The following is a 23,436-nucleotide window of genomic DNA, read 5'->3' as shown; positions in this document are numbered from 1 at the left end:
GTTGCCTGCTCAGCGGAAAACGATGGTGCTGTGCCCGTCCAGCAGGACGCGGTGTTCGCAGTGCCAGCGAACGGCACGGGAAAGGGCCAGGGCCTCGGCGTCCTGTCCCACCGTCGACAAGGCAGTCGGATGGTAGGTGTGGTCCACGCGGATGACTTCCTGCTCGATGATGGGCCCTTCGTCCAGGTCGGCCGTCACGTAGTGGGCGGTAGCCCCGACCAGCTTGACCCCACGCGCGTAGGCCTGGTGGTAGGGCCGCGCACCCTTGAAGCCCGGCAGGAAGGAGTGGTGGATGTTGATCGCCCGGCCCTCGAGGGCGGTGCAGAGTTCGTTCGACAGGATCTGCATGTAGCGGGCAAGGACGACGAGGTCGATCTCATGCTCGTCGACCAGCCGGAGAAGCTCCGTTTCCGCTTCCGGTTTGCTGTCGGAAGAGATCGGGATGTGCACGAAGGGCAGCCCGGCGGCCTCCGCCATTGGGCGCAGGTCCTCATGGTTGGATACGACCAGCGCAATGTCTCCGCCCAGCGTCCCTGCCCGCCAGCGGAAGATCAGATCGTTCAGGCAGTGTCCGAATTTCGACACCATGACCAGCAGCCGCATCCGGGTCTGGTCATGGAACTCGTACGTCATGCCGAACCGGTCGGCGATTCCCTGGAATTCCTCCGTCAGATGTCCAGCGTCCACGGCGCCGTCACCCGAGAAGGCCGTCCGGAGGTAGACCTTGCCGCGGACCGAGTCGTCGAACTGCTGGTGTTCATTGATGTTGAATCCGTGCTCGACCAGGAAGCTCGTCACCGCATGGACGATGCCCGGACGCTCGGGACAGGCGATTGTCAGCAGGAATTGAGGCGACGTTTTCCCTGCCTCGGGCTGGGGGGTGGCAGATGTAGCAAGGGCCGTGTCAGCCGAAGCTGCCGGGTTCAGTAAAGTCATCGGACCTCCTTGAGGGTCATGTGGAGTGAATAGGGTTGCAGTGCGGAAATCCGCAGACGCATGACGTCTTTACGGACGGGTGGAGTAGTTGGGGAGTCGTCGCGGACCTACGGAGCCGCGGCGCCTGCTTCGGATACAGTCTGGTCCTGCTCGACCGAACCTCCTCTGACGGTCTGGGCGCGTTCTTCCAGGGGTGCGGTGTCCGGGGTGAGGCCGAGCAGGTCTTCGCCGGTGCGCTGGACGTCGCCGACCTTGCCGTGTACCCACTGGTGGAAGGCGCTGATGTGGTGCTCGCTGGGGACGAGCACGCCGCCCTTGGAGTAGACCTTGGAGGCCATCGCCGGCTGGCAGCGTTCGCAGGCGTCGAAGTCCTGCATGTTCACCCGGTGGAACAGTTCCACCGAGGCGGTGACGTCCTTGCCGGACTCGACCACGCTGGGCAGGTAGAGCCAGTCGCACTCGACGATGGTGCGGTCCGCCGCGAGCGGGAACATCCGGTGGATGATGACGTGGTCCGGGACCAGGTTCACGAACACGGTGGGCTTGATCGTGATCGCGTAGTAGCGCCGGTCCTGGTCCTCGCCGACGCCGGGGATGACGTCCAGGCCCTCGGACCCGTCGATGGTGAAGCCCTTGACGTCGTCGCCGAACTCCGCGCCGTGCCCGACGAAGTACTGCGCGGCCAGGCCGTCGGCGAACTCCGGCAGCACCTCGGTCAGCTCCGGGTGGATGGTCGCGCAGTGGTAGCACTCCATGAAGTTCTCGATGATGAGCTTCCAGTTGGCCTTCACGTCGTACCTGATCCGCCGGCCGACCTTCAGGTTCGCCACGTCGTAGCCGTCGGCCGCGTGGACGTCGCCCAGGCGCTCCTCGATCGCGCCCATGACGTCTTCTTCGAAGGACGGCGGCTCCTCCGCCAGGCAGACCCAGACATAGCCCAGGTACTCGCGGATGTGGACCTTGGCCAGGCCGTACTCGTTCCGGTCGATGTCCGGCATCTTGGTCAGGTTCGGCGCGGCGATGAGCTTGCCCTCGAAGTCATAGGTCCAGGCATGGTACGGGCACTGGAAGGAACGGGCGGCCTCGCCGGATTCCTCCATGCACAGCTTCACCCCGCGGTGCCGGCAGATGTTGTAGAACGCGCGGATCCCGCCCTTGCGCGTCCGGCTGATCAGCACGGACTCCCGCCCGATCTGCACCGTCTTCCACGCCCCCGCCTTGTCCAGATCGGACGAACGGATCGCGCAGAACCACATCTGCTCGAAAATCCGCTCCTGCTCCGCACGGAAAATCGCGGCATCCGTATACGTGTGCCCGGGCAGCGTAGCAATCAGGCTCTCGGAAATGATTTCGGTGGTCATTGGCGCTCCTGGAAAGTTTGCGGTGGGATTCAGGAAAGTGCTGGTGCGGCTAAAGGCGCGGTGTGGGCAGCGTTCAATTGGCGGCGCCACTTCGTAAACAGGCGCGGCTGGTTCGCGCCGATCACGGCGACAGGATCCTCGCCCCGGTAGTAGACCGCCAGGAAGCTGTGATCTTCCGGGACCCCGATTTCGAACTGGACCCTGTCGGCCTCGCGGGCGTTGCCTGCGAACTGGATCTTTACCCCGTACTGGTCCGACCAGAAGTAGGGGAGATTGACCGGGCGTGCCGCAGCGTCGGGATCGAGCAGTCCTGCGACGGCCAGTGCCGGGCGTTCCTGCGCTCCGGTCCAGTGCTCCACGCGGTGATGGCGGTCGGAGCGCTCGTCGAGCCAGGCCGCGCAGTCGCCGACGGCCACGATGCCCGGGACGTTGGTCCGGCCGCGGGCATCGCACAGAATGCCGCCGGGAGCCGAATCGGCAATCTCGACTCCTGAACCTTCCAGCCACGCAACATTGGGCGCGGCTCCGATGCCCACGACGACGGCATCCGCCGGAACGAAGCGGCCGCTGGCCAGGGTGACGCCGGTGACGAGTCCTGCCTCGCTGTCGAAGGAATCGATGCCGGTGCCGCAGATCAGCTCCACGCCGTTATGTTCGTGAAGCCGGGAGACAACGGCACCCATCTCTTCGCCCAGCGGACCGCTGAGCGGAGTGGGCTGGGCCTCGATGACAGTGACTTCCAGGCCAAGGCCCTTGGCAGTCGACGCTACTTCGGCCCCTATGAAGCCGGCGCCAATGACCACCAGCCGGCGTCCCGGCCGCAACTCGGCTGCCAGTGCCCGGCTGTCGGCAAGCGTGCGAAGGGTGTAGACGTTGGCGTAGCCGGACAGCCCGGGCAGGTTTCGTGCCGACGCGCCGGTCGCGAGGACGATTCCATCAGCTTCGACGGACCGTCCGTCGCCGAGGGTGATGGTCTTGGTAGCGCTGTCCAGGTTTTCGGCCCGGCTGCCCAGGAGCCATTCGGCCTGCAGGTCTTCGTCCGATGTTTCCAGCACCAGGTCCTCGGCCGTAATGCGGCCCAGGAGGAAGTCCTTGGAAAGAGGCGGACGGTCATAGGGGCGCTCGGCTTCATCGCCGATGATGACCAGTTTCCCCTCGAAACCCAGTGTCCGGGCCGCCCGCGCGGCGGACAGGCCTGCCAAGGACGCACCCACGATGGCCAAGGTCTGCATTCGTTTCCCACCTCAGATTGTTTCTTGCTCGAATAGCGCAACGTGCATCACCATGTGCAACTCGTCCAGAGTGTCCCACTTCACATTTGGTGTCAATACTTTTTGGTGCGAATTCTTCCTCCGGCCGTCAGGCACTTCTTTGACATGCGGTTTTGACGAAGGCGCGTCCTCATTCCGTCCGGAGCATTACGTCCTGCGCCGGCAGACAACGTCTTTGGGGAGGGGACCGAGGGAAGGATCATCCGGTTCGGCAATCGGCGCAGTCCGGTGCGGGCGGCGGCACAGCTTTGAGGGCACTATCCGGGGCGACGAGAGCCCGCTCTATCCGGTCGCGGGCATCAGGATTGGTGCACAGGGCGTGGGAACGGGCTCGCGAAGTAGCGGGCCCATCCGGCCATCAGCCGCAGATGGCACTCATGGTGCGTTCCGGCTGGACGAAGCCGGCGTCACCGGCCCGCGCACTGTCCATGCCATGTCCCTCCGGCTTCGACCACATGGCTTCCCGCCAGCGGTCCGCTATCTCGGTATCACTTGCGCCGCTGCGCAGCAGATTCCGCAGATCGGTCTCTTCGTGGGAGAAAAGGCAGGAGCGCACGCTACCTTCAGCCGTGACCCTGGTTCTGCGGCAGTCGGCGCAGAACGGTTCGGTCACCGAGGCGATGATTCCCAAGGTTCCGAGAACTGCGCCAGGTTCGGACCGGCGTCGTACTTCCCAACGATCAGCCGGGGCTCCGTCCCGTTGCCGCGGATCCGGAGACAGCATGAACTCCTGCTCCAGAAGGCTGCGGATCTGGGCCGCAGTGATCATCTGGTCACGCGACCAGGCGCGGTCCGCGTCCAGGGGCATTTGTTCAATGAAGCGAAGTTCGAATCCGTGCCGCAGGGACCAGTCCAGCAGCGCCGTTGCTTCGAGATCGTTGACGCCGCGGATGAGCACGGCATTGATCTTGATGGGCCGCAGCCCGACTCTGTCTGCTTCTTCTATGCCCCTGAGGACACGGTCAAGAAGCGGCCTGCGGGTCAGCTGCGCAAAGGTGTCCGGATGCAGCGAATCCATCGAGACATTGATCCGGGTCAGTCCGGCGTCGCGAAGCTGACCCGCTTTTCTGTCCAGGCCGAGGCCATTGGTGGTCAGGGAAATCGGAAGCTGCGGATGGTTGAGGCGGACGGCTGCCACGATATCGACCAGCCCGGGCCGTATCAGCGGTTCCCCGCCGGTTAGGCGGAGCTCACGGATTCCCAGATGCTCCACTGCAATGCGGACCAGGCGCACCACTTCCTCATCCCGCAGGACCTGGTCGTTGCGCAGCCAGTCCAGGCCTTCGGCCGGCATGCAGTAGGTGCACCGCAGATTGCACTTGTCGGTCACGGATAACCGCAGGTCCGTGGCCACCCGTCCGTACCGGTCCGCCAGCATCGGTCCGACGTCTCCGGGACGGACGGCCGACCCGGTGCCGCCGCGACCGGACGGCACCTGCGGCATGCCCAAGCTGATGGTCATCGTTTGCTTGCCTGACTTCTCGGTTTAGCTGAACCCGGTGAACTAGCTGAGCTGCGGCTCCTCGCGGGGCACGAACCGGACCGTCATCGCCTTATAGCCGGGAGTGTTCGATTCCCGGGCGACAAGGTCACGGTGCACCAGGACGTTGGCCTCGGGGAAGTAGGCTGCCGCGCAGCCCCTCGAGGTCGGGTAGGCAACCAGGCGGAACTTTTCGGCTCTGCGTTCGGTGCCTTTGAAGGTGCTGATGACATCCACGAGGTCGCGGTCGGCGAAGCCCAGGTCCTTCAAATCTTCGGGATGGACCAGGACAACGCGCCGGCCGCCCGAGATGCCGCGGTAGCGGTCATCGAGGCCGTAGAACGTGGTGTTGTACTGGTCGTGGCTGCGCAGGGTCTGCAGGATCAGGTGGCCTTCCGGCGCCTCCAGGTACTCCAGCGGGCTGACCGTGAACCGGCCCTTCCCGATATCCGTGGCGAAGGAGCGGGTGTCCCGCGGCGGATTCGGCAGCACAAACCCGTTCTTGTTCCGGACCCGCTGGTTGAAGTTCTCAAAGCCCGGCAGGACCCGGGAGATGTGGTCGCGGATGACGTCATAATCCTCGGCCATGGCCCGCCAGTCCACCGGATGGTCGTCGCCAAGCGTGGCCTGGGCCATGCGGGCGATGATCACCGGCTCGGCCAGCAGGTGTTCGGAGACGGGAGCCAGCCGGCCCTGCGTGGACTTGACCACGGACATCGAGTCCTCGACGGAGAGGAACTGTGCCCCCTTGGGGTGCTTGTCGTCTTTGTCGGTGCGGCCCAGGGTCGGCAGGATCAGCGAGGTCCGCCCGTGGACGATGTGCGAGCGGTTGGGCTTGGTCGACACGTGCACGGTCAGTCCCGCGCGTTTCATGCCGGCCTCCAGCGCTTCGGTATCGGAGCAGGCCAGGGCGAAGTTGCCGCCCATGGAGACGAAGACATCCACGTCATCGTCCATGAACGCCTCGAGGGTTTCGGTCGCGTCGACGCCGTGTTCCCGCGGGGAAGCGATGCCGAATTCCTTGTCCAGTGCTTCAAGCAGCCATTCCTTGGGTTTCTCCCAGATGCCCATGGTCCGGTCACCCTGGACATTGGAGTGGCCGCGGACCGGGCAGGCTCCGGCGCCGGGCTTGCCGAAGTTGCCCTGCGTCAGGAGGACATTGATGATTTCGCGCAGGGTGTTCACCGAATGCGGCTGCTGGGTCACGCCCAGGGCCCAGCAGATGATGGTTGCCTTCGACTTGGCCAGCATGCCGGCAATCTTGGTGATTTCCATGCGGGACAGCCCCGTGGCTCGTTCGGTCTCGGACCAGTCCAGGTGGCTGCGGGCTTCACGGTATTCCTCGAACCCGTCCGTCTGGGCAGCGATGAAGTCATGATCGACGACGGTTCCCGGGGCCCGCTTCTCCTCTTCCAGGAGCAGGTGGCCCAGGGCCTGGAACAGGGCGAGGTCGCCGCCCACTTTGATCTGCAGGAACTCGTCGGCGACCTGGTCGCCGCCGCGCATCAGGTTGCCCGGGCTCTGCGGGTCCTTGAATTTCAGCAGGCCGGCCTCGGGCAGCGGGTTCACGGCGACAACCTTGCCGCCGTTCTGGCGGCACTCCGTCAGGGCGGAAAGCATGCGTGGATGATTCGTGCCCGGATTCTGGCCCACGACCATGATCAGCTCGGCGTTGTGCATGTCATCCAAGGAGACCGTGCCCTTGCCGATGCCGATGGTCGGGTTGAGCGCCGACCCGGAGGATTCGTGGCACATGTTCGAGCAGTCCGGCAGGTTGTTGGTGCCGATCGAACGCGCAAACAGCTGGTACATAAACGCAGTCTCGTTGGCCGTCCGGCCGGACGTGTAGAAAACACAGCGGTCCGCCGTCGTTGCACGGATGTGTTCGCCGACCAGATCGAACGCATCGGTCCAGGAAATCGGGGAGTAGTGCGACTCGCCCTCGCGGATGACGACCGGTTCCGTAATCCGGCCCTGGTTGCCCAGCCAGTACTCGGTCTTTCCGGCCAGTTCCTCGATGGAGTGCGCCGCCCAGAACTCCGGGGTCACCGTTCGGAGCGTGTTTTCCTCCGCGATGGCCTTCGCCCCGTTTTCGCAGAACTCGGCCGGCTTGCGCGCGCCGGAGATGGGCTCCGGCCAGGCGCAGCCCGGACAATCGAAGCCGCCCCGCTGATTGACCCGCAGCATGGACCGGACGGTTCGAGTGATGCCCGCCTGGGAAATGCCGCGGTCCAGGGACACCGTGACAGCCTTGATCCCGGCCGCTGCCGTTTTGGGCTCATGGACTTCGAGTTCGTTCTCGTCGATGTCCTGGACGGGAGCGCTGCGCTTGATGGGATTGATCATGATCTCCTGCTTGACCTGCAAATTGTTTCCGAAAGTTGCCCTACCGGCGAAGGGCAGTCGTGTGCCTGCTCTCCGGCCTAGTGGCCGCGGGCGATCCATTCGTCGAGGTGGGGTGCCTCGGCTCCGATGCTGGTGGCGTCGCCGTGGCCGGTGTTGACGGTGGTCTCGGCGGGCAGGGTGAGCAGGCGGCTCTTGATCGAGTCGATGATGGTTTCGAAGCTGGAGTAGCTGCGGCCGGTGGCGCCGGGGCCGCCGTTGAAGAGGGTGTCGCCGCTGAACAGGACGCCCTCGGAGGGCAGGTGGAAGCACACGGAGCCGGGGGAGTGGCCCGGGGTGTGCAGGGCGGTCAGGGTGGTTCCGGCGACGTCGAAGGTGTCGCCGTCGTTGATCGTGTGGTCCGGGGCGGCGTCGGGGAAGACAGCGTCCCAGAGCATGCGGTCGGCGTCGTGCAGGTAGACCTCGGCGCCGAGCAGCCGGCGGGTTTCGCCGACGGCCCGGATGTGGTCGTCGTGGCCGTGGGTGAGCAGGATGGCCTTGACGGTCCGGTTTCCTACTGCCTCGGCGACGGCGGCCGGGTTGTGGGCCGGGTCGATCACGATGGCTTCGGAGTCGTCGCCGATGATCCAGACGTTGTTGTCGACGTCCCAGGTGCCGCCGTCGAGCGAGAAGGTGCCGGAGGTGACGAGGTTCTCGATTCGGATGCTCATGCCGCCTCCACCGCCGCACCCGGGACGTCGCTGGTCGCGGCAGTATATTCCTCGGCAACAACGGCCCAGACTTCGTGAATCATGACGGACAGTCCTTCCTAACACTAAGAATCATTGCGGCAGCGTTTATCCGCCTGGATTGCAGCTGCTGTCCGGCAGGTCCTGTCAGCGTAATGTGCAACAGCCATCGCCATCTGAAACAGCGTGGCGTACGACACTCCGGATGTCAATCAATTAGCTCCGCTTGGACCGCTGACTTACGAGGTGAAGAAATGTAAGGTCGTCAGCAACCGATCCACCGGACCGCTGACCCAGCGAGGAGAGCAGCCATGGCCGTCGATAATGAAGAACTGCGGATCCTTACCGAATGGAGCCGGCGGCTGACTCAGGAACTGCAGATCCGGGACGTGGATGTGGACGTCGAACTGCTCTTGGAGCTGGCAAGAAAGTCAGCCGAGTCCGTGATTCACGCGACCGCCCCGATCACCACTTTCCTGGTGGGATATTCGGCCGGCTACGAAGCCGGGGCGGCAGGCGCGGGTAATAAGGCGCCAGCGGAGGGAGCTGTTTCAGAAGCGGCCGACATTGCCTTCGGACTCTGCGAGGCGGCACGTAACGAGGACCCGATTCCAAGGCAAAGGGACTGATCGCCGAGCCGATGGCGATTATCGTGCAGGCTGGCCCCGGATCTTCCAAGTAAGCGGTCAAGCCCTCCTGAGGCCAATGCGGCCGCGTCCTCTCCGCAGCCCCGCGAGCCAGCGCGAGGCCGCGCCCGTGACACCGGTGACCAGCGCCCAGTAGGCGACGCCGGAGGCGAGGGAGGCTGCGACGGCCAGGGCGGGGGAGATGGAAGCTAGGCCGGGGTAGACGAGCCAGTGCGTGAGGTAGGCGTAGAGGGATGACGCGGCGAGCACGCCGAACAACCGGTGCAGGCCGACGGGCACGGGGAGAGCGGGCAGCCAGGCCAGCAGGACGATGCCGGCGAGGATGGTGGCGTCGCGGTCGGGCTCGCCGAAGAAGCCGGGCACGGTCACCGAGGCCAGCGCCGAGACGGTCAGCAGGGGAGCCAGGCCGCGCAGCCGGGAGACGAGGGTGGGCCGGGAGAGCGGGCCGCTGCGGCGGGCTGCTGCGGGCCGCGCCTTGGCGGCGGCCCAGCCGAGGGCGAAGAGCCACAGGACCGGGGCAGGGTTCGGCGCCGGCAGGACCACGATCTCGAACCTGGTCAGCAGGCCGAGCGCGGTCAGAGCCAGCGGGAACGCGAACGGGAAGCGGCGCTCTGCCCGGGCCACCGGGGGAACCGCGAGCAGCGCGGCCACAGCGCCCAGCAGGTAGACCAGCATCTCGACAAACCAGAAGTCCCAGCGCGTGGACCACGTCTCCGGGCCCACGAAGGAGTTGAGCAGCACGATGTTCTCCGGCCCGTACCGGTCCGTAAGCAGGTAGGCGGCGGCGATGAAGGCCATGCTGGGCACGATGATCCGCCCGACGCTGCGCCCGTGACGCTTCAGCCGCTGGGCCCGCCCGCCGCCAAGCTGGAAGCGGGCGAAGTTGAACCCGGCCACCGCGAAGAGCACGTGCGCCATGCCCGGCCAGTGGAAGAGCTGCGCGTGCGTGCCGATGATCGCGACAATGCCGAGCGCCCGCAGCACGATCCCGGTCTCCAGCCGGACGAACACGCGTCGGCGGCCGGACCGCGATGTTGCCGCCGGCCCGGACCGTCGTCGTCCCGGTACGGAAGGCGGGTCTGCCGGTGCCAGCTCGCCGACCGGCGTGACGTGCCAGTCCGCCGGCAGCTGTCCGAGCGCCCGCTCCAGCCGGACCGACGCCGCGACGTAGGACAGCGAATCCCCGCCGAGCGAGACGAACGTGTCCCCGTCCCGCACCTCGCCGCAGTCCAGCGCCTCGGCGAAGATCGTCCGCACATCCTCCTGGTGCCCCGCGGGCTCCGTCTCCGGTTCCGCCACCTCCGGCACCGGGGCGGCCAGCGCCACAACCGCGGGGTAGTCCACCTTGCCGTTGCCGAGCCGGGGAATACCGGCGACGGCGTGCACCCCCACCGCGGCGGGCGGCAGCCCGAGCCGTTGGGCCAGCACCTTGCCCAGCAGGCCCGGGTCGTGTCCGCCCTCGACGGCGACCACTAGGCTCCGGTCCGAGCCGGCGGCGGCCGCGGCGACGCCGAGTTCGGCCAGGATCTTCTCCACCTGTCCGAGGTCGATCCGCAGCCCCGCAATTTTCACGAACCGGCTGAGCCGCCCCACCACCTCGTACACCCCGGAGGGGCGAAGCCGCGCCAGATCGCCGGTGTGCAGCTCGTCGACCACCCGCCCCAGGGACAGGTCCTCCGGCCGTTCGGCGTAGCCCAGCATGACGTTCGGCCCGGAGTAGACCAGCTCGCCGTCCGGCAGCCCGGGCACCGGCTCGATCCGGAACGCGCCGCCCGGGACGGGAACCCCGATCGTCCCCGGATTGTCGGCGGCCAGCCGCGGAGGCAGGTACGCCATCCGCGCGGTGGCCTCGGTCTGCCCGTACATCACGAACAGGTCCCACCCGCGGCGCTCGCCGAGCTCCCGGTAGCGGCGCACCGTGTCCGGATCCAGCCGGCCGCCGGCCTGCGTGACGTACCGCAGGCCGGGCAGGTCCATGTCCGCGAACCCGACCCGCTCCAGAAGTTCAAACGTGTACGGAACCCCGGCGAACGTCGTCGTTCTTTGCTCCCTGAACAGTTCCCAGAAGCACGGGTCCACCACGGACAGGCCGGTGAGGACCAGGCCGGCACCGCGCAGCAGGTGGCTGTTGATCACCGAGAGGCCGTAGCAGTAGGACATCGGCAGCGTGGTGGCGGCGCGGTCCTCGGGCCGGATGTCCAGGTAGCGGGCAATCGCCTCCGCGTTGGACTGCACGTTCTCCTGCGAGAGCCGGACCAGCTTGGGCGAGCCGGTGGAACCGGACGTGCTCAGCAGCAGCGCCAGCTCCGGATGCAGCTCGTGCCGCGTGCCAGCGCGGCGTTCGTGCAGCACCGGCTCCCCGCTGCCGGAGCGCATAATGACGTCCGGATCGTACGCCGCGAGGACCGACTCGAGCGCCGCGGGCTTGTCCGCCGGCACGAGGATCAGCGGATGCCCCGCGGACAGTGCCGCCAGGTATGCGGTCAGGGAATCGACGTCGTTCGCCGCCGCCAGCACGGCCAGCCGCCGCACCGGGCCGAGCCGCCCCGCAACGTCCTCCACCCGGTCAGCCAGATCGCGGTAAGTCAGCGCCCCGTCCGCCGTGAGGACTGCGGGTCGGTCGCTGTAGCGCGCCAGATCGGCGGCGAAACGGACGCGGGCTAAGTCGAGCTCAATAGTCACCGGTGAAGCATAAGTAGCTAAGGCTAACCTTACTGCGTACGTTAAGGTCTGTTGCGGACGACGCCGGGACGAACCGTTTCATCCGAACCTCCACGGTCCCGTCCGGGTCACCTTCGTGAAAACCGCACGGCCAAAGTGCGGGCTCCGGGAAGGCATTTGCCCTCTAGTCCGCACCACCGCCGAGTGGGAATATGGGGATGCCACTACCTGATAGGGAGTGATTCGCCATGGACGAGACGGCGAAGGGGGAACAAGGGGATAAGGGCTTCTGGCACACGGCGCCGGGCCTGATCACGGCCATCGCAGCGCTCATTACCGCCCTCGGCGGGATCTTGGGCATCCTGGTCCAGAACGGCGTGATCGGGTGGGAAAACGACGGCCAGCAGCTCAGCGCAACCCAGGAACCGGCGGGTGCTGCCGGCGGGGAAGACGGAAACCGGCCCGAGGACGCTAAATCGGCACCCGAGCAAGGCGGGACGAGCCCCGTCTCGTGGGACCGGGCGGAAGCGGACCTGGTGCGGCGGGACGGCACGAGCACAACCGTCAAGGCCTCAACGGTCGCTCTCGCGTGCACGACAGGGAGTCTTCAGTTCGAGAACGGCCAGCAGATCAGCCTGGAAAAGGTGCGCACCATCCGGTTCGATGCGATCTACACGGACAGTGCAAGCGCGGACGGACTGGTGACGCTGCTAAATGGGCAGGAGCTGACGGACCCCATCTACACCTGGAACTGCCCCGTTTGGGCCCAGAACAAGCTCGGTCGGGTGCAGATCGAGCTTGAGGACATCCGGCTGGTCAAGTTCAACCGCTGAACGCTGACCGCTACTGCGGCAGAGCGCCACGGCGGCGGCGGGCCGAAGCGCTCTGCCCCAGTAACGGCGTCGTTCCGGTGAAAAATTCCGCTGATTCCACGGCGCCGCTGCCGGGCGGGCGCGGCTTCTGGTTGACTCGGCTTGGGCGGCCGCGGATACCCTGCGGCCTGCGGCAGAAAGGACTGATCTACATGGCACAGTTCGACGGCAAGGTCGCGTTGGTGACCGGCGGCGGTTCCGGCATCGGCGAGGCGATCAGCAAGGAACTCGCGGCCAAGGGCGCCAGCGTGGTGGTCACCGACATCAACCTGGAAGCGGCAGAGCGGGTGGCCAAGGAGATTGCCGACGGCGGAGGCACGGCTTCGGCGGTGCAGCAGGACACCGCGCGGAAGGAGGATTCCGAGAAGGCGGTGCGCCACGCCGTCGATACCTACGGCGCCCTCCACTACGCGGTGAACAACGCCGGCATCGGCGGCAAGAACGCACCGGCGGGTGAGGTGGACCTGGAGGACTGGGACAAGGTCATCGACATCAACCTCAACGGCGTGCTCTACGGCATGCGCTACCAGATCCCGGAGATGCTCAAGGCCGGCGGCAAGAACTCGGCCATCGTCAACATGGCCTCCATCCACGGCTCCGTCGCCGCCCTCGGCAACGGCGCCTACACCGCGGCGAAGCACGGCGTCGTGGGCCTGACCAAGAACGCGGCCGCCGAGTACGGGCCCGAGGGCCTGCGCATCAACTCCGTTGGCCCCGGCTACATCAACACGCCGCTGGTGGTGAACAGCCTGAGCGAGGACATCCGCAAGGCGCTCGAGGGCAAGCACGCCCTCGGACGCCTCGGTACGGCCGAGGAAGTCGCCCATCTGGTCAGCTTCCTGCTCTCGGACGACGCCTCCTTCATGACCGGCGGCTACTACCTGGTCGACGGCGGCTACACGGCCGTGTAGCGGCAGCCCGCCATCAGCGCGGGTCCGGAGGGGCGGGTGTTTCGTTCTCCGACGAGGCGCCCGCCTTCCCTGCCATTGGCCCCCGCCATTAGCGGGACCGGCCGGCCGTCCTGCTTGGCTGTTCCAGGGCCGACTCGCGCAGCAGCTGAAGCCGCAGCTTTCGTGCCGTCTCCATGTGTTCGCGTGCGATTCTGCGAGCGGTGCCGACGTCCTGTTCCTCGATGGCCTTGATGAGCGCGGCGTGTTCCTCGAGCGCATCCGCCCAGCGGTCGGACACCGAGAGGGTTGACCGGGGCGCATGGATCAGGTGGGTGGAGAGGCGCTCCAGCAAGTCCTGCAGGATGGGGTTGTGGGTGCTTTCCCAGACGGCGGCGTGGAACTCCAGGTTCGTGGTGATGCGGGTCTGGTCGTCCGGATCGGTGAGTTCCCGGTCGCGGTTCAGGAGGGCCTCAAGCCTCATGAGGTCGGTGAACCGCCGGGCCGTGGCCGCCTGTCCGGCGGCCTCTTCCTCCAGCAGGATCCTCATGTCATAGATTTGGATGATCTGCTGGGGATCGATCTGGGGAACCTGAAGGCCCCGCGCAACGCGCTCCAGCAGCCGCTCCTGCTGGAGCCGGGAGAGCGCCTCCCGGACGGGTGTCCGGGAGACGCCGAACCGGTCGGCGAGGGTGACTTCGCGCATCGCCGTGCCGGGCTGATGCACCCCGGCCAGGATTTCGCTGCGCAGGGTAAGGAAGATGCTTTCCCCGTCTGCGCGTGCTGCTGACGCTGTTTGAGCCACGATGATCGTCCTTGGGTGCTTGGGCGGCTTTACCGGCCTATCGCTAGCAAACTCTACGCCAAGCTCCCGGCGCGGCGCCCGAAGACGCAGCCTGCGGCAAGGCCGGAGCCGCCGGGGTAATTGGCACTAAACAACCCGCCGAGCATCTCACCTGCCGCATATAGCCCCCCGATGTGCTCACCGGCTTCGTTCAGCACCCGTCCGTGCGTGTCCGCCTTGACGCCGCCGAAGGTGAAGGTGATGCCACAGGTGACGCCGTAGGCGTAGAAGGGGCCGGATTCGATGGGGGAGGCCCAGTTGCTCTTGACCGGTTCAGTGTTGGCGGCTCGTCCGTCCTTGACGTTCGGATCGAGCGGGATGCCCCGGTCGATCGAGTTGTTGAAGTCGGACACGGTTTTTTCCAGGCTTTCGGCGTCAATGCCGAGCTTTGCAGCCAGTTCTTCCAGCGTGTCTGCGACGACCTCGGACACGCCCGGCATCTCGTACTCTTCGCTCCGGAGCAGCGGACGCAGCGAGGCATCGAAGATCTGGTAAGCCACCGAACCCGGCTGCTTGAGGATCTCCTTGCCGTATTTTGCGTAGGTGTAGTTACGGAAGTCCGCGCCTTCGTCCAGGAAGCGCTTGCCTTCCGTATTCACGATGATGCCCAGCGGATAGCTTTGACGGGTCAGCCGATTGGTCAGTTCCCGATTGCTTTCATTCTTGGCGGTGAAGGCATCCCATTGGACGCTGTGGCAGCTGTTCCAGTCACCGCCTCTGGCGGCACCGACCTGCAGCGCGGCGGCGATCATGTCGCCGGTGTTGCAGGGCGTGCCGCGTACCTTGGCGTTCTGCCAGCCCTCACCGAGGTGTTCCCGGCGCCATTGCGGGTTCGATTCGAACCCGCCCGCCGTCATGATGACGGATTCAGCCTGGAGCTTCTTCGTCCCTTCCGGTGTTTCGACAACGACGCCGGTAACCCGGCCATCGGTCATGATGAGGCTCTTTGCCGCATGGCCGTAGCGGACATCGATGCCCAGTTCGCCCGCTACGCGGGTGTGGTCCTCGATGAGGCCTTCCCCACCGCCGACGTTGCCGACATGAAGCCCGCCCCAGAAGAGGTAGCTGCCGTCAGGCCGCTCATACGCCTGCCGTTCGTACATCAGGCGGTACTTGAGGCCAAGGCTGTTGAGCCAGCGAAGGGTGGACTGGCTCTCGGAAACGAGGACCTTGGTCAGGTCCGGATCGTTGCGCCCCTCGGTCACTTTGGCCAGGTCAGCTGCGTATTCGTCCTCGGAGTAGGGCGGAACGACGGTGACGGCGTGCCGTTCGTCCGGTTCGACCAGACCAGCCAGATCCTCAAGGCCATCGTGGGCAATCCGTGTGGCTCCGGCGGTGTAGAAGCTGTTTCCTCCGGCCGCGTCCTTCTCCGCTTTTTCGAGCAGCACCACCGAGCGGCCGCGCACTGCGGCGGCATGAGCTGCAGTGAAGCCGGCGTTTCCCCCGCCCACGACGACGACCTGTATTGACTCGACGCTTTCGGAAGTAAGGGTTTCCAGGGACATGCGTTCCTCCTCGTTTTTGTACACAAATGTATACAACCATGTGCAATCCAAAAAGGGAAGCTCTCCACGGTTGGGCCCCGGGGGCCTTCGTCTTACTGTTGTCGTGACTCAGCTCACCATGTATAACTGTATTTCATTGTGTACAAAAGTATTCATCTCGGGCGGATGAAGTCCGAGCCGTTTCGCGGCTGCCTCCCCGGCAGCCCGTCTTACCCACCAGAGCCCACGAAACGGGGAACATGAAAAAGCCAATCCGAACTGTCCTTTTCGCCGCCTTGGTGGCTGCCGTCGCGGCCCCTGCCTTCGCGAACGCCGCCTCGACAGCCAGCACCAGCACCGCGCGGAGCAAGCTCACGCTGATCGCTCCCGCGGCGCCCGGAGGGGGCTGGGACGGCTTCGCCCGTGAAGCGCAGCAGGCATTGCGGAGCGACGGGATCGTCAACAATCCCCAGGTCGTGAACGTGCCGGGGGCGGGCGGAACCATAGGTCTGAGCCAGTTCGTGCAGACACCCGGCCGCGAGGATGCTCTGCTGGTTACCGGCGGCGTCATGGTGGGGGCGATCGAGCTCGGTGACAATCCCGAGACGATGGATGATGTGGTGCCTATTGCCCGGATGGCGGACGACTTCGCCGCACTCGTCGTTCCCGCCGACTCCGAATTCAAGACCCTCGACGACTTCGTCGAGGCCTGGAGGAAAAACCCCGGTGCGGTGTCGATCGGTGGTGGTTCACTCGGCTCCATTGACCACTTGCTGAGCGGTTTGCTGGCCAAGGAGGTCGGCGTGGACCCGAAGTCGGTCAACTACATCGCCTATTCGGGAGGGGGCGAAGCGCTGACCTCGTTGCTGTCGCACACTACCGCCGCAGGGATGTCCGGCTATAACGAAGTCGCGGACCAGATCGAGTCGGGAACGCTGCGGCCCTTGGCGATCTCGTCCCCGGCTCGCCTAGAGGGAGTCGACATTCCGACCTTCCGTGAGCAGGGCTACGAGGTTTCGATGTCGAACTGGCGCGGCCTTGTTGCGGCCCCGGGCATCAGCGCAGAGGCGAAGGAGGAATTCATCGAGATTGCCAGCGAAGTACGCGAGTCCGATGAGTGGCAGGACGCGCTCGAACGCAACAGCTGGACCGACAGCTTCACCACCGGCGAGGAATTTGAGCGCTACCTCGATGAAGAAGTGACCATTGCCCAAGAGATTGTGAAGGACCTCGGACTATGAGCATGACCCAAGAGAAGACGGGCCGAACGGAAGCAGTGCAGCGGCCGCACCGCAGTCTTTGGTCAGGACGCAGTGAAATCGTCGTCGTCGCCCTGCTCCTTGCATTGGCTATCTTCATGACCGTCGGGACCGCGAACATGAAGGTCCAGGGCAATTCCATTCCGGGTCCGCAGTTCTTCCCGGTCCTCGTCTGCGTAGTGCTCTATGCAACCGCAGCCCTGTTGGCCGTCCATGTCTTCCGCAACCCGCACGTACCGGACGCGGACCCGCATCCCGGTCATGGAGATTTTTCCGCCGATATGCTCCGGGACCTGGCCAACTTGCCAGAGGGCGAACGGCAGACGGCAGTGCCGGGAGCGGTGGCTGCGGCCACCGGCAAGACATACACCGACTGGAAAACGGTTGGCCAGGTCATTGGAGCTGTTGCCGGTTTCACCCTCATCCTGCAGCCGGTTGGCTGGATCATCAGTGCGGCGCTGCTGTTCTGGGTCGTCTCCCGGGCGCTCGGCAGCAGGCGCCCCGTCTTCGACCTCGGCGTGGCCATCCTCTTCGCTTCCGCCGTCCAGCTTGCTTTCAACGCAGGGCTGGGCCTCAACCTGCCGTCCGGATTCCTGGGAGGAATGCTCTGATGGATCAGCTCGCACTTCTTGCCGAAGGGTTCGCCCACGCCCTGACCCCAATGAATATGGTCTGGGTCCTGATCGGCGCCGTTCTCGGCACCGCGGTCGGTGTCCTGCCCGGCCTCGGATCTGCCATGGCCGTCGCCCTGCTGCTGCCCGTAACCTTCTCACTCGAACCGACCGCGGCCTTCATCATGTTTGCGGGCGTCTACTTCGGCGGCCTCTTCGGTGACTCCACCTCGGGCATCCTGCTCAATACTCCCGGCAACTCATCGGCCATCGCCTCGACCTTCGAGGGCCACCGCATGGCCAAAAACGGGCAAGCGGCGAAGGCGTTGGCTACGGCGGCCCTAGGCGCTTTTATCGGTGGCCTCATTGCCACGACACTCGTCGTCTTCTTTGCACCCACACTGGTGAAGATGGCGACCGTCTTCGGTCCGGCCGAATACTTCGCCCTGGCGGTATTCGCGTTCCTGGCCATCTCGGCCGTCGTGGCGGAATCGGTCATTAGGGGCATTGCTGCCCTGGGCATCGGGCTTGCACTGGCGCTGGTCGGAATCGACGGTCCCAGTGGCACCGCCCGCTTCACCCTCGGCATGCCGCAGCTGTTCGATGGGATTTCCGTCGTCGTTATCACCGTCGGCCTGCTGGCACTCGGGGAGGTGCTGCACGTCGCTGCGCGGATCCACCGCGACCCCAGAGCCACCCAGATCTCCACCGGAGGCAAGGCACGCCTAGGCCTGGCCGACATCAGGCGGGCGCTGCCGGCGTGGTTGAGGGGAACGGCGTTCGGCGCCCCGTTCGGCCTGATTCCGGCCGGGGGCGCGGAAGTACCGACCTTCCTGGCCTACGGCACAGAGAAGCAGCTCGCCAAGCGCCGCGGCGACCGGGAATTTGGTACCACGGGGTCCATCCGTGGTCTGGCGGCACCCGAGGCGGCAGCCAACGCCACTGCCGGCACCGCTATGGGCGCATTGCTGGCACTCGGGCTGCCGACTTCCGCGACGGCCGCGATCATGCTGGCGGCCTTCCAGCAGTACGGCATGCAGCCGGGACCGTTGCTGTTCGAGCGAAGCGGCGACCTCGTCTGGGCGCTGTTGGCCTCGCTGTTCATCGGCCTTGTCATTCTGGTGACAATCAACATGCCGTTCGCAGCCGTGTGGGCCAAGCTCCTGACCATTCCGAAGCACTACCTCTATGCGGGAATTACGGTCTTCTCCATGCTCGGGGTGTATGCCATCAGCTCGTCGATCCTGGATCTGTGGCTGCTGGTGGGGATCGGCCTGGTCGGATTCATGATGCGCCGCTACAACATTCCGCTCGCACCGGTGTTGATTGCGGTGATCCTCGGCCCGATGGCGGAAACCGAACTGCGCCGGGCGCTCGCGGTTTCCGAGGGCGACCCCGGGATCCTGATCGGCAGTCCGATCACCGTCACGCTGTACATCGTGCTCGCCCTTGGGCTGGCCGTCAGCGGCATCCAGCACCTGCGGCACCGCAAGTTGGATAAGGAAGGTGTGGAGAAGGAGTCCGTCCCAGCCCAGGTCGGCTAGCCATCAGGTTCTCTAATAGCACCCGCTTCGACTGGGCGAAGCCTCCGCCCTTCGCCGTCTCCGGCCGTTGCAGGCGTTGCCCGGTTGCGGCGCTGGTGCCAAGGTGGAGGCATGCCGATCGAGGTGCGCGCAGCAACCATATTCGACGACGTGAAGCAGGTCCTGGGGCCGAAGCGTCCGGATGCGAACGTGTGCTGGTGCCTGAGCTACCGGGTGCCGTCGAAGGAGAACCGGACGCTACTGGGCGAGGACCGCGGGAAGCGCGTGCGGGAGCTGTGCGGGGAGGATCCGCCGCCGGGCGTGCTCGCGTATGACGGGGACGAGGTGGTGGGCTGGGCTGCGGTGCACCCGCGCGCCGGCACGAGCTTCGCGCGCAACCGTAAGATCCCGCACGCGGACGACGCCGATGTGTGGTCCGTGTGGTGCATCCGGGTGAAGCCGGGACACCGCGGTAAGGGCATCTCCCACCATCTGCTGGCCGGGGCCGTCGACTTCGCCCGCGCCAATGGAGCCCCGGTAATCGAGGGCTACCCCGTGGACAACCAGGGGCAGAAAGTAGACCTCACCATGGCCTATGTCGGCACCCGTGCGCTTTTCGAGCGGGCCGGCTTCACGAAGGCGGCCGACACCGAGTCCGTCCTGAACGGCTTCCCGCGCGTCCTGATGCGGCTTGACCTCGGGGCTAGTCCCCGCTGACGTCCCCGAGGAGCCAGCCGTTCCGGCCCGGCTGTCTCCGGACCGAGAGGGTGTGCAGGGGAGAGGTCGAGCTCGCCTGCACCTGCAGCCGCCAGCATTCGATCTCGACAACGGCGCCGTCATGGACGGCGTCCGCATCCAGCGGATCGGTCCCGTCCGGCCGCTGAACCTCGTGGACCGGCTCCGCGACGACGGGCCACAGCTGTCCGCGCCACCTGACTGCCAGGGGCCTGCCCTGCGGGGTGAAGCGGACCTCCACCGGTTCGTCCAGCGTCCGCTGCTGCGCCTGCTCCAGTATCGCCGCCACTGCTCTTCACGATCCTCTCGCCAAAGCTGTCTTCCGCATGTCACCGGTCCGCCGCCGCATCATAGCGGCAGCCGGGCCGGACTGCGGGTCATCATCGGCCGCCGTCCGAGGCGCCCATCTACGCCTCAAGGGTAGAACATATTTTCGACGTTCGCGAAGTTTCCTCCGGGCTTGAACCTAACGCAGCGTCAGGTTTTACGGTGGTGGCATGACGGAGGACAACGGATTCCGGTGGAGCATCGGCGAGCTGGCGAAGGCGACCGGCCTGACGGTGCGGACGCTGCACCATTACGACGCGATCGGCCTCCTGTCCGCGAGCGGGCGGACCGCGGCCGGACACCGGCGCTACACCGGGGACGACGTGCGGCGGCTCTACCAGGTCCGCGCCCTGCGCAGCCTTGGTGTGCCCTTGGGGGAGATCGGTGCCCTCCTCGCAGACCCTAACGACGGCGGCGGGCCGGTGCGCTCGACGCTTGCCCGCCAGCTGGCTGCCGTCATGGAACAGACCGAGCAGCTGCAGCGGCTCCAGGACCAGCTCCGTGCGATGCTCCGCCACCTTGATGCCCCGGACAGGCCGGGGCACGGCGATTTCATCAACATTCTGGAGAGGATGACCATGATCGAGAACTACTTCACGGAGGAACAGCGCACCGAGCTGGCCGCACGCCGGGCGGATCTGGGGCCGGAGGCTGTCGAGGCGGCCAGGCAGCAGTGGGCCGGGCTGGTCGAGGAGGGCCTGGCCCTGCTGGACGCGGATGTTCCGGCACGCGATGCAAGGGCCAAGGACCTCGTGGGCCGGTGGGACCGGCTCGGCGCCGCATTCCACAGCGGAGACGGAACCAAAACCGCCGCCCGTACGATGTGGCAGGAGAACGCCGTCGTACTCAGCGACCGGCTCCCGTGGACGGTGGAACAGCTGCGCGCGCTGGTGGCCTATCTCGGGGAAGTCAGGCAGGTGCCGGCCGAAGGCCAGTGAGCCGCGGACATCCGCCAGGTGGTGCGATACCACCGGGGAAGCGCTCCCGCATTGGTCTCTTTGGGCTTTACGCCTAAACATGAGAGCAGCGGTCATCCGGTTCCATCCTGATAACCGCTGCTCTCGGCACCGCCTCCTTCGGCGGCGGGTTCGCCTTCTGCAGTCACGTATGCGGCGGAGATGCCGCCGTCAACGCGCATCCCGTGCCCGTTGACGTAGGACCCTGCATCGCTACCGAGGAAGGCGGCTGCCTAGGCCTTCTCGTCTTCATGGGAACTATGCGGCGACCCTTGACAGCCCGGGTGGGCTCGGTCACTATTTATCGTATACGATTTCAGATACGAAGTTCGTGTTTGTGTGACCGAGCCCCTTGAAATAAGGGCGAAAGGACTGATTCCGTGGCCGAGCACTACGTTCCCGAGAACCTGCCCACCCATCTTCAGCACTACATCGACGGCAAGTTTGTTGATTCCATCAGCGGCGAGACCTTCGATGTGCAGGATCCGGTGTCCAATACGAACTACGCCACGGCCGCGGCGGCCCAGGCGGAGGACGTCAATGTCGCCGTAGCCGCCGCCACAAGGGCCTTCAAGGAAGGCCCCTGGTCGAGGATGCTGCCCCGCGAACGATCACGCGTGCTGCACAAGATCGCGGACATCGTCGAATCGCGCGACGACGAACTCGCCCTCCTGGAGAGCTTCGATTCCGGCCTGCCCATCAAGCAGGCCAAGGGCCAGGCGCGCCGTGCCGCCGAGAACTTCCGTTTCTTTGCCGACCTGATCGTTGCGCAGGAGGACAATGCGTTCAAGGTGCCCGGCCGCCAGCTCAACTACGTCAATCGCAAGCCGATCGGGGTCGCCGCGCTGATCACGCCGTGGAACGTTCCTTTCATGCAGGAGTCGTGGAAGCTCGCCCCGGCCATCGCGACAGGCAACACCGTCGTCATGAAGCCCGCCAGCTACACCCCGCTCTCCGCGTCCCTGTGGCCCGGGATCTTCGAGGAGGCAGGTCTACCCACGGGCGTCTTCAACCTCGTCTTCGGGTCCGGCGGTGTCGCGGGCGACTACCTCGTCAAGCACCCGGACGTGCCCCTCGTCTCCTTCACCGGTGACAGCTCGACCGGTGCCGTCATCTCGACCGCGGCCGCACCCCTGTTCAAGGGCCTCTCACTCGAGCTCGGCGGCAAGAGCCCGGCTGTCGTCTTCGCCGACGCCGACGTCGAAGCCGCCCTCGACGCCACCGTCTTCGGTGTGTTCAGCCTGAACGGTGAGCGGTGCACGGCCGGGTCCCGCGTGCTCGTGCAGCGCGACATCTACGACGACTTCGTGGCCCGCTTCGCCGAGCGCGCGAAGAACATCGTGGTCGGCCTTCCGAGCGATCCCGCAACCGAGGTCGGCTCACTCGTGCACCCGAACCACTTCGAGAAGGTCATGAGCTACATCGAGATCGGCAAGTCCGAGGGCCGCCTCCTCGCCGGCGGCGGCCGTGCCGACGGCTTCCCCACCGGCAACTACGTGGCACCGACCGTGTTCGCCGATGTCGCCCCGGAGGCACGGATCTTCCAGGAGGAGATCTTCGGTCCCGTCGTGGCGATCACCCCATTCGACACGGACGAGGAGGCGCTGGAGCTCGCGAACAACACCAAGTACGGCCTGGCCGCCTACGTCTGGACCTCGGACCTGAAGCGGGCCCACAACTTCGCACATGCCATTGAGTCGGGCATGGTGTGGCTGAACTCGAACAACGTGCGCGATCTGCGTACCCCGTTCGGCGGTGTGAAAGCCTCCGGCCTCGGACGTGAGGGCGGCTACCGCTCCATCGACTTCTACACCACGCAGCAGTCGGTGCAGATTAGCCTCAGCGAGGCCCACACCCCCAAATTTGGCGTCAAGTCCAGCCGGTAGACCTTCAACGCCTGATTACTTGTCCGGCTTGTCCCGGACGCTTAGCCGGGCCGGCGCGGAGTCTGGACCTACCTCGCCAACGCCGGCCCCGCGGGAGTGGGTTCATGTCCACGAGCCCACTCCCGCACCAAGTCAAAAATCCAAGGAATCATCCATGAGCATCGAAATTCCCAAGCCCTCCGTCCCGGCGCCCGACATCCTGCGCTGCGCGTACATGGAAATCGTCGTCACCGACCTCGCCAAGTCCCGCGCCTTCTACGTCGACCTGCTCGGCCTGCACGTGACCGAGGAAGACGAGAACGCGATCTACCTGCGCTCCTTCGAGGAATTCATCCACCACAACCTGGTGCTCCGCAAGGGCCCCGTGGCCGCGGTCGCCGCCTTCGCCTACCGCGTGCGCAGCCCCGAGGACGTGGACAAGGCCGAGGCCTACTACCGGGAACTCGGCTGCCGCACCGAGCGCCGCAAGGAAGGCTTCGTCAAGGGCATCGGCGACTCGCTCCGCGTCGAGGACCCGCTGGGCTTCCCCTACGAGTTCTTCCACGAGACCGAGCACGTCGAGCGCCTGCACATGCGCTACGACCTCTACTCCGCCGGCGAACTCGTCCGCCTGGACCACTTCAAC

At 65.8% G+C, this 23,436-nt stretch carries 20 protein-coding genes; 10 read left to right on the top strand and 10 right to left on the bottom strand.

The genetic code is table 11. The features are described 5' to 3' along the window. Nucleotides 1-9: 9 nt before the first annotated feature. The 6 genes from purU to WFH44_RS20660 all read right to left on the bottom strand — a co-directional run bounded on the left by purU (nucleotide 10) and on the right by WFH44_RS20660 (nucleotide 8,101). The gene (purU, locus tag WFH44_RS20685; protein WP_336716434.1) at nucleotides 10-936 is read right to left on the bottom strand and encodes a formyltetrahydrofolate deformylase; all 927 of its coding nucleotides are present in this window, start codon (nucleotides 934-936) and stop codon (nucleotides 10-12) included. A gap of 107 nt (nucleotides 937-1,043) precedes the next feature. Continuing rightward, a complete protein-coding gene (locus tag WFH44_RS20680) occupies nucleotides 1,044-2,297 on the bottom strand; it encodes an aromatic ring-hydroxylating oxygenase subunit alpha (protein ID WP_336716432.1) in 1,254 nt (417 codons plus the stop codon). Between the two features lie 29 nt (nucleotides 2,298-2,326). Further along, nucleotides 2,327-3,529: an NAD(P)/FAD-dependent oxidoreductase gene (locus WFH44_RS20675; RefSeq protein WP_336716430.1), complete on the bottom strand. Its 1,203-nt coding sequence runs from the start codon at nucleotides 3,527-3,529 to the stop codon at nucleotides 2,327-2,329. Nucleotides 3,530-3,926: 397 nt separating this feature from the next. Further along, on the bottom strand, nucleotides 3,927-5,030 hold the full coding sequence (gene moaA / locus WFH44_RS20670; protein ID WP_336716428.1) for a GTP 3',8-cyclase MoaA: 1,104 nt from the start codon (nucleotides 5,028-5,030) through the stop codon (nucleotides 3,927-3,929). 42 nt (nucleotides 5,031-5,072) lie between these two features. Beyond that, nucleotides 5,073-7,394, bottom strand: a complete 2,322-nt coding sequence (locus tag WFH44_RS20665; RefSeq protein WP_336716426.1) for an FdhF/YdeP family oxidoreductase — start codon at nucleotides 7,392-7,394, stop codon at nucleotides 5,073-5,075. 77 nt (nucleotides 7,395-7,471) lie between these two features. Continuing rightward, nucleotides 7,472-8,101: an MBL fold metallo-hydrolase gene (locus WFH44_RS20660; protein WP_336716425.1), complete on the bottom strand. Its 630-nt coding sequence runs from the start codon at nucleotides 8,099-8,101 to the stop codon at nucleotides 7,472-7,474. A 329-nt stretch (nucleotides 8,102-8,430) separates the two neighbouring features. On the opposite strand from WFH44_RS20660, the gene WFH44_RS20655 reads away from it, so the two are divergent. Then, entirely contained in the window at nucleotides 8,431-8,748 is a 318-nt protein-coding gene (locus WFH44_RS20655) for a DUF6457 domain-containing protein (protein WP_336716423.1), read from the top strand. 57 nt (nucleotides 8,749-8,805) lie between these two features. On the opposite strand, the gene WFH44_RS20650 is transcribed toward WFH44_RS20655, so the two are convergent. Further along, a complete protein-coding gene (locus WFH44_RS20650; RefSeq protein WP_336716421.1) occupies nucleotides 8,806-11,448 on the bottom strand; it encodes a non-ribosomal peptide synthetase in 2,643 nt (880 codons plus the stop codon). Nucleotides 11,449-11,675: 227 nt separating this feature from the next. On the opposite strand from WFH44_RS20650, the gene WFH44_RS20645 reads away from it, so the two are divergent. Together WFH44_RS20645 and WFH44_RS20640 are read left to right on the top strand one after the other, a co-directional pair. Continuing rightward, on the top strand, nucleotides 11,676-12,260 hold the full coding sequence (locus WFH44_RS20645) for a hypothetical protein (RefSeq protein ID WP_336716419.1): 585 nt from the start codon (nucleotides 11,676-11,678) through the stop codon (nucleotides 12,258-12,260). Between the two features lie 191 nt (nucleotides 12,261-12,451). After that, a complete protein-coding gene (locus WFH44_RS20640; RefSeq protein WP_336716417.1) occupies nucleotides 12,452-13,210 on the top strand; it encodes an SDR family NAD(P)-dependent oxidoreductase in 759 nt (252 codons plus the stop codon). A gap of 88 nt (nucleotides 13,211-13,298) precedes the next feature. Here WFH44_RS20640 and WFH44_RS20635 read toward each other — a convergent pair whose 3' ends face one another. Both WFH44_RS20635 and tcuA read right to left on the bottom strand, forming a co-directional pair. Beyond that, complete coding sequence (locus WFH44_RS20635; RefSeq protein ID WP_336716415.1) at nucleotides 13,299-13,991, bottom strand: GntR family transcriptional regulator; 693 nt, start codon at nucleotides 13,989-13,991, stop codon at nucleotides 13,299-13,301. A gap of 53 nt (nucleotides 13,992-14,044) precedes the next feature. Continuing rightward, entirely contained in the window at nucleotides 14,045-15,535 is a 1,491-nt protein-coding gene (gene tcuA / locus WFH44_RS20630; RefSeq protein WP_336716413.1) for an FAD-dependent tricarballylate dehydrogenase TcuA, read from the bottom strand. 239 nt (nucleotides 15,536-15,774) lie between these two features. On the opposite strand from tcuA, the gene WFH44_RS20625 reads away from it, so the two are divergent. From WFH44_RS20625 to WFH44_RS20610, 4 genes are all read left to right on the top strand, one after another. Continuing rightward, the gene (locus WFH44_RS20625) at nucleotides 15,775-16,755 is read left to right on the top strand and encodes a Bug family tripartite tricarboxylate transporter substrate binding protein (protein ID WP_336716412.1); all 981 of its coding nucleotides are present in this window, start codon (nucleotides 15,775-15,777) and stop codon (nucleotides 16,753-16,755) included. Further along, nucleotides 16,752-17,384 carry a tripartite tricarboxylate transporter TctB family protein gene (locus WFH44_RS20620; protein ID WP_336716411.1) on the top strand — a complete coding sequence of 211 codons (633 nt, stop codon included), beginning with the start codon at nucleotides 16,752-16,754 and terminating at the stop codon, nucleotides 17,382-17,384. The genes WFH44_RS20625 and WFH44_RS20620 overlap by 4 nt, the downstream gene beginning before the upstream one ends. Further along, the gene (locus WFH44_RS20615) at nucleotides 17,384-18,928 is read left to right on the top strand and encodes a tripartite tricarboxylate transporter permease (RefSeq protein WP_336716409.1); all 1,545 of its coding nucleotides are present in this window, start codon (nucleotides 17,384-17,386) and stop codon (nucleotides 18,926-18,928) included. Before WFH44_RS20620 ends, WFH44_RS20615 begins: the two co-directional genes overlap by 1 nt. A gap of 111 nt (nucleotides 18,929-19,039) precedes the next feature. Then, entirely contained in the window at nucleotides 19,040-19,624 is a 585-nt protein-coding gene (locus WFH44_RS20610; RefSeq protein WP_336716407.1) for a GNAT family N-acetyltransferase, read from the top strand. Here WFH44_RS20610 and WFH44_RS20605 read toward each other — a convergent pair. Further along, complete coding sequence (locus WFH44_RS20605; RefSeq protein WP_336716405.1) at nucleotides 19,611-19,931, bottom strand: hypothetical protein; 321 nt, start codon at nucleotides 19,929-19,931, stop codon at nucleotides 19,611-19,613. The genes WFH44_RS20610 and WFH44_RS20605 overlap by 14 nt on opposite strands. Before the next feature lie 208 nt (nucleotides 19,932-20,139). On the opposite strand from WFH44_RS20605, the gene WFH44_RS20600 reads away from it, so the two are divergent. From WFH44_RS20600 to WFH44_RS20590, 3 genes are all read left to right on the top strand, one after another. Beyond that, nucleotides 20,140-20,907, top strand: coding sequence for a MerR family transcriptional regulator (locus WFH44_RS20600; protein ID WP_336716403.1), 768 nt, complete (start codon nucleotides 20,140-20,142; stop codon nucleotides 20,905-20,907). Nucleotides 20,908-21,305: 398 nt separating this feature from the next. Continuing rightward, the gene (gene hpaE, locus WFH44_RS20595; protein WP_336716402.1) at nucleotides 21,306-22,811 is read left to right on the top strand and encodes a 5-carboxymethyl-2-hydroxymuconate semialdehyde dehydrogenase; all 1,506 of its coding nucleotides are present in this window, start codon (nucleotides 21,306-21,308) and stop codon (nucleotides 22,809-22,811) included. A gap of 154 nt (nucleotides 22,812-22,965) precedes the next feature. Next, nucleotides 22,966-23,436 (top strand): VOC family protein (locus WFH44_RS20590; RefSeq protein ID WP_336716401.1); only part of this gene is annotated, 471 nt, incomplete at its 3' end.

This window comes from Arthrobacter sp. USHLN218 (assembly GCF_037144715.1).
Classification (GTDB): domain Bacteria; phylum Actinomycetota; class Actinomycetes; order Actinomycetales; family Micrococcaceae; genus Crystallibacter.
The sequence above is the reverse complement of the archived record's forward strand: the minus strand, read 5'-3'. Positions and strand labels throughout refer to the sequence as shown.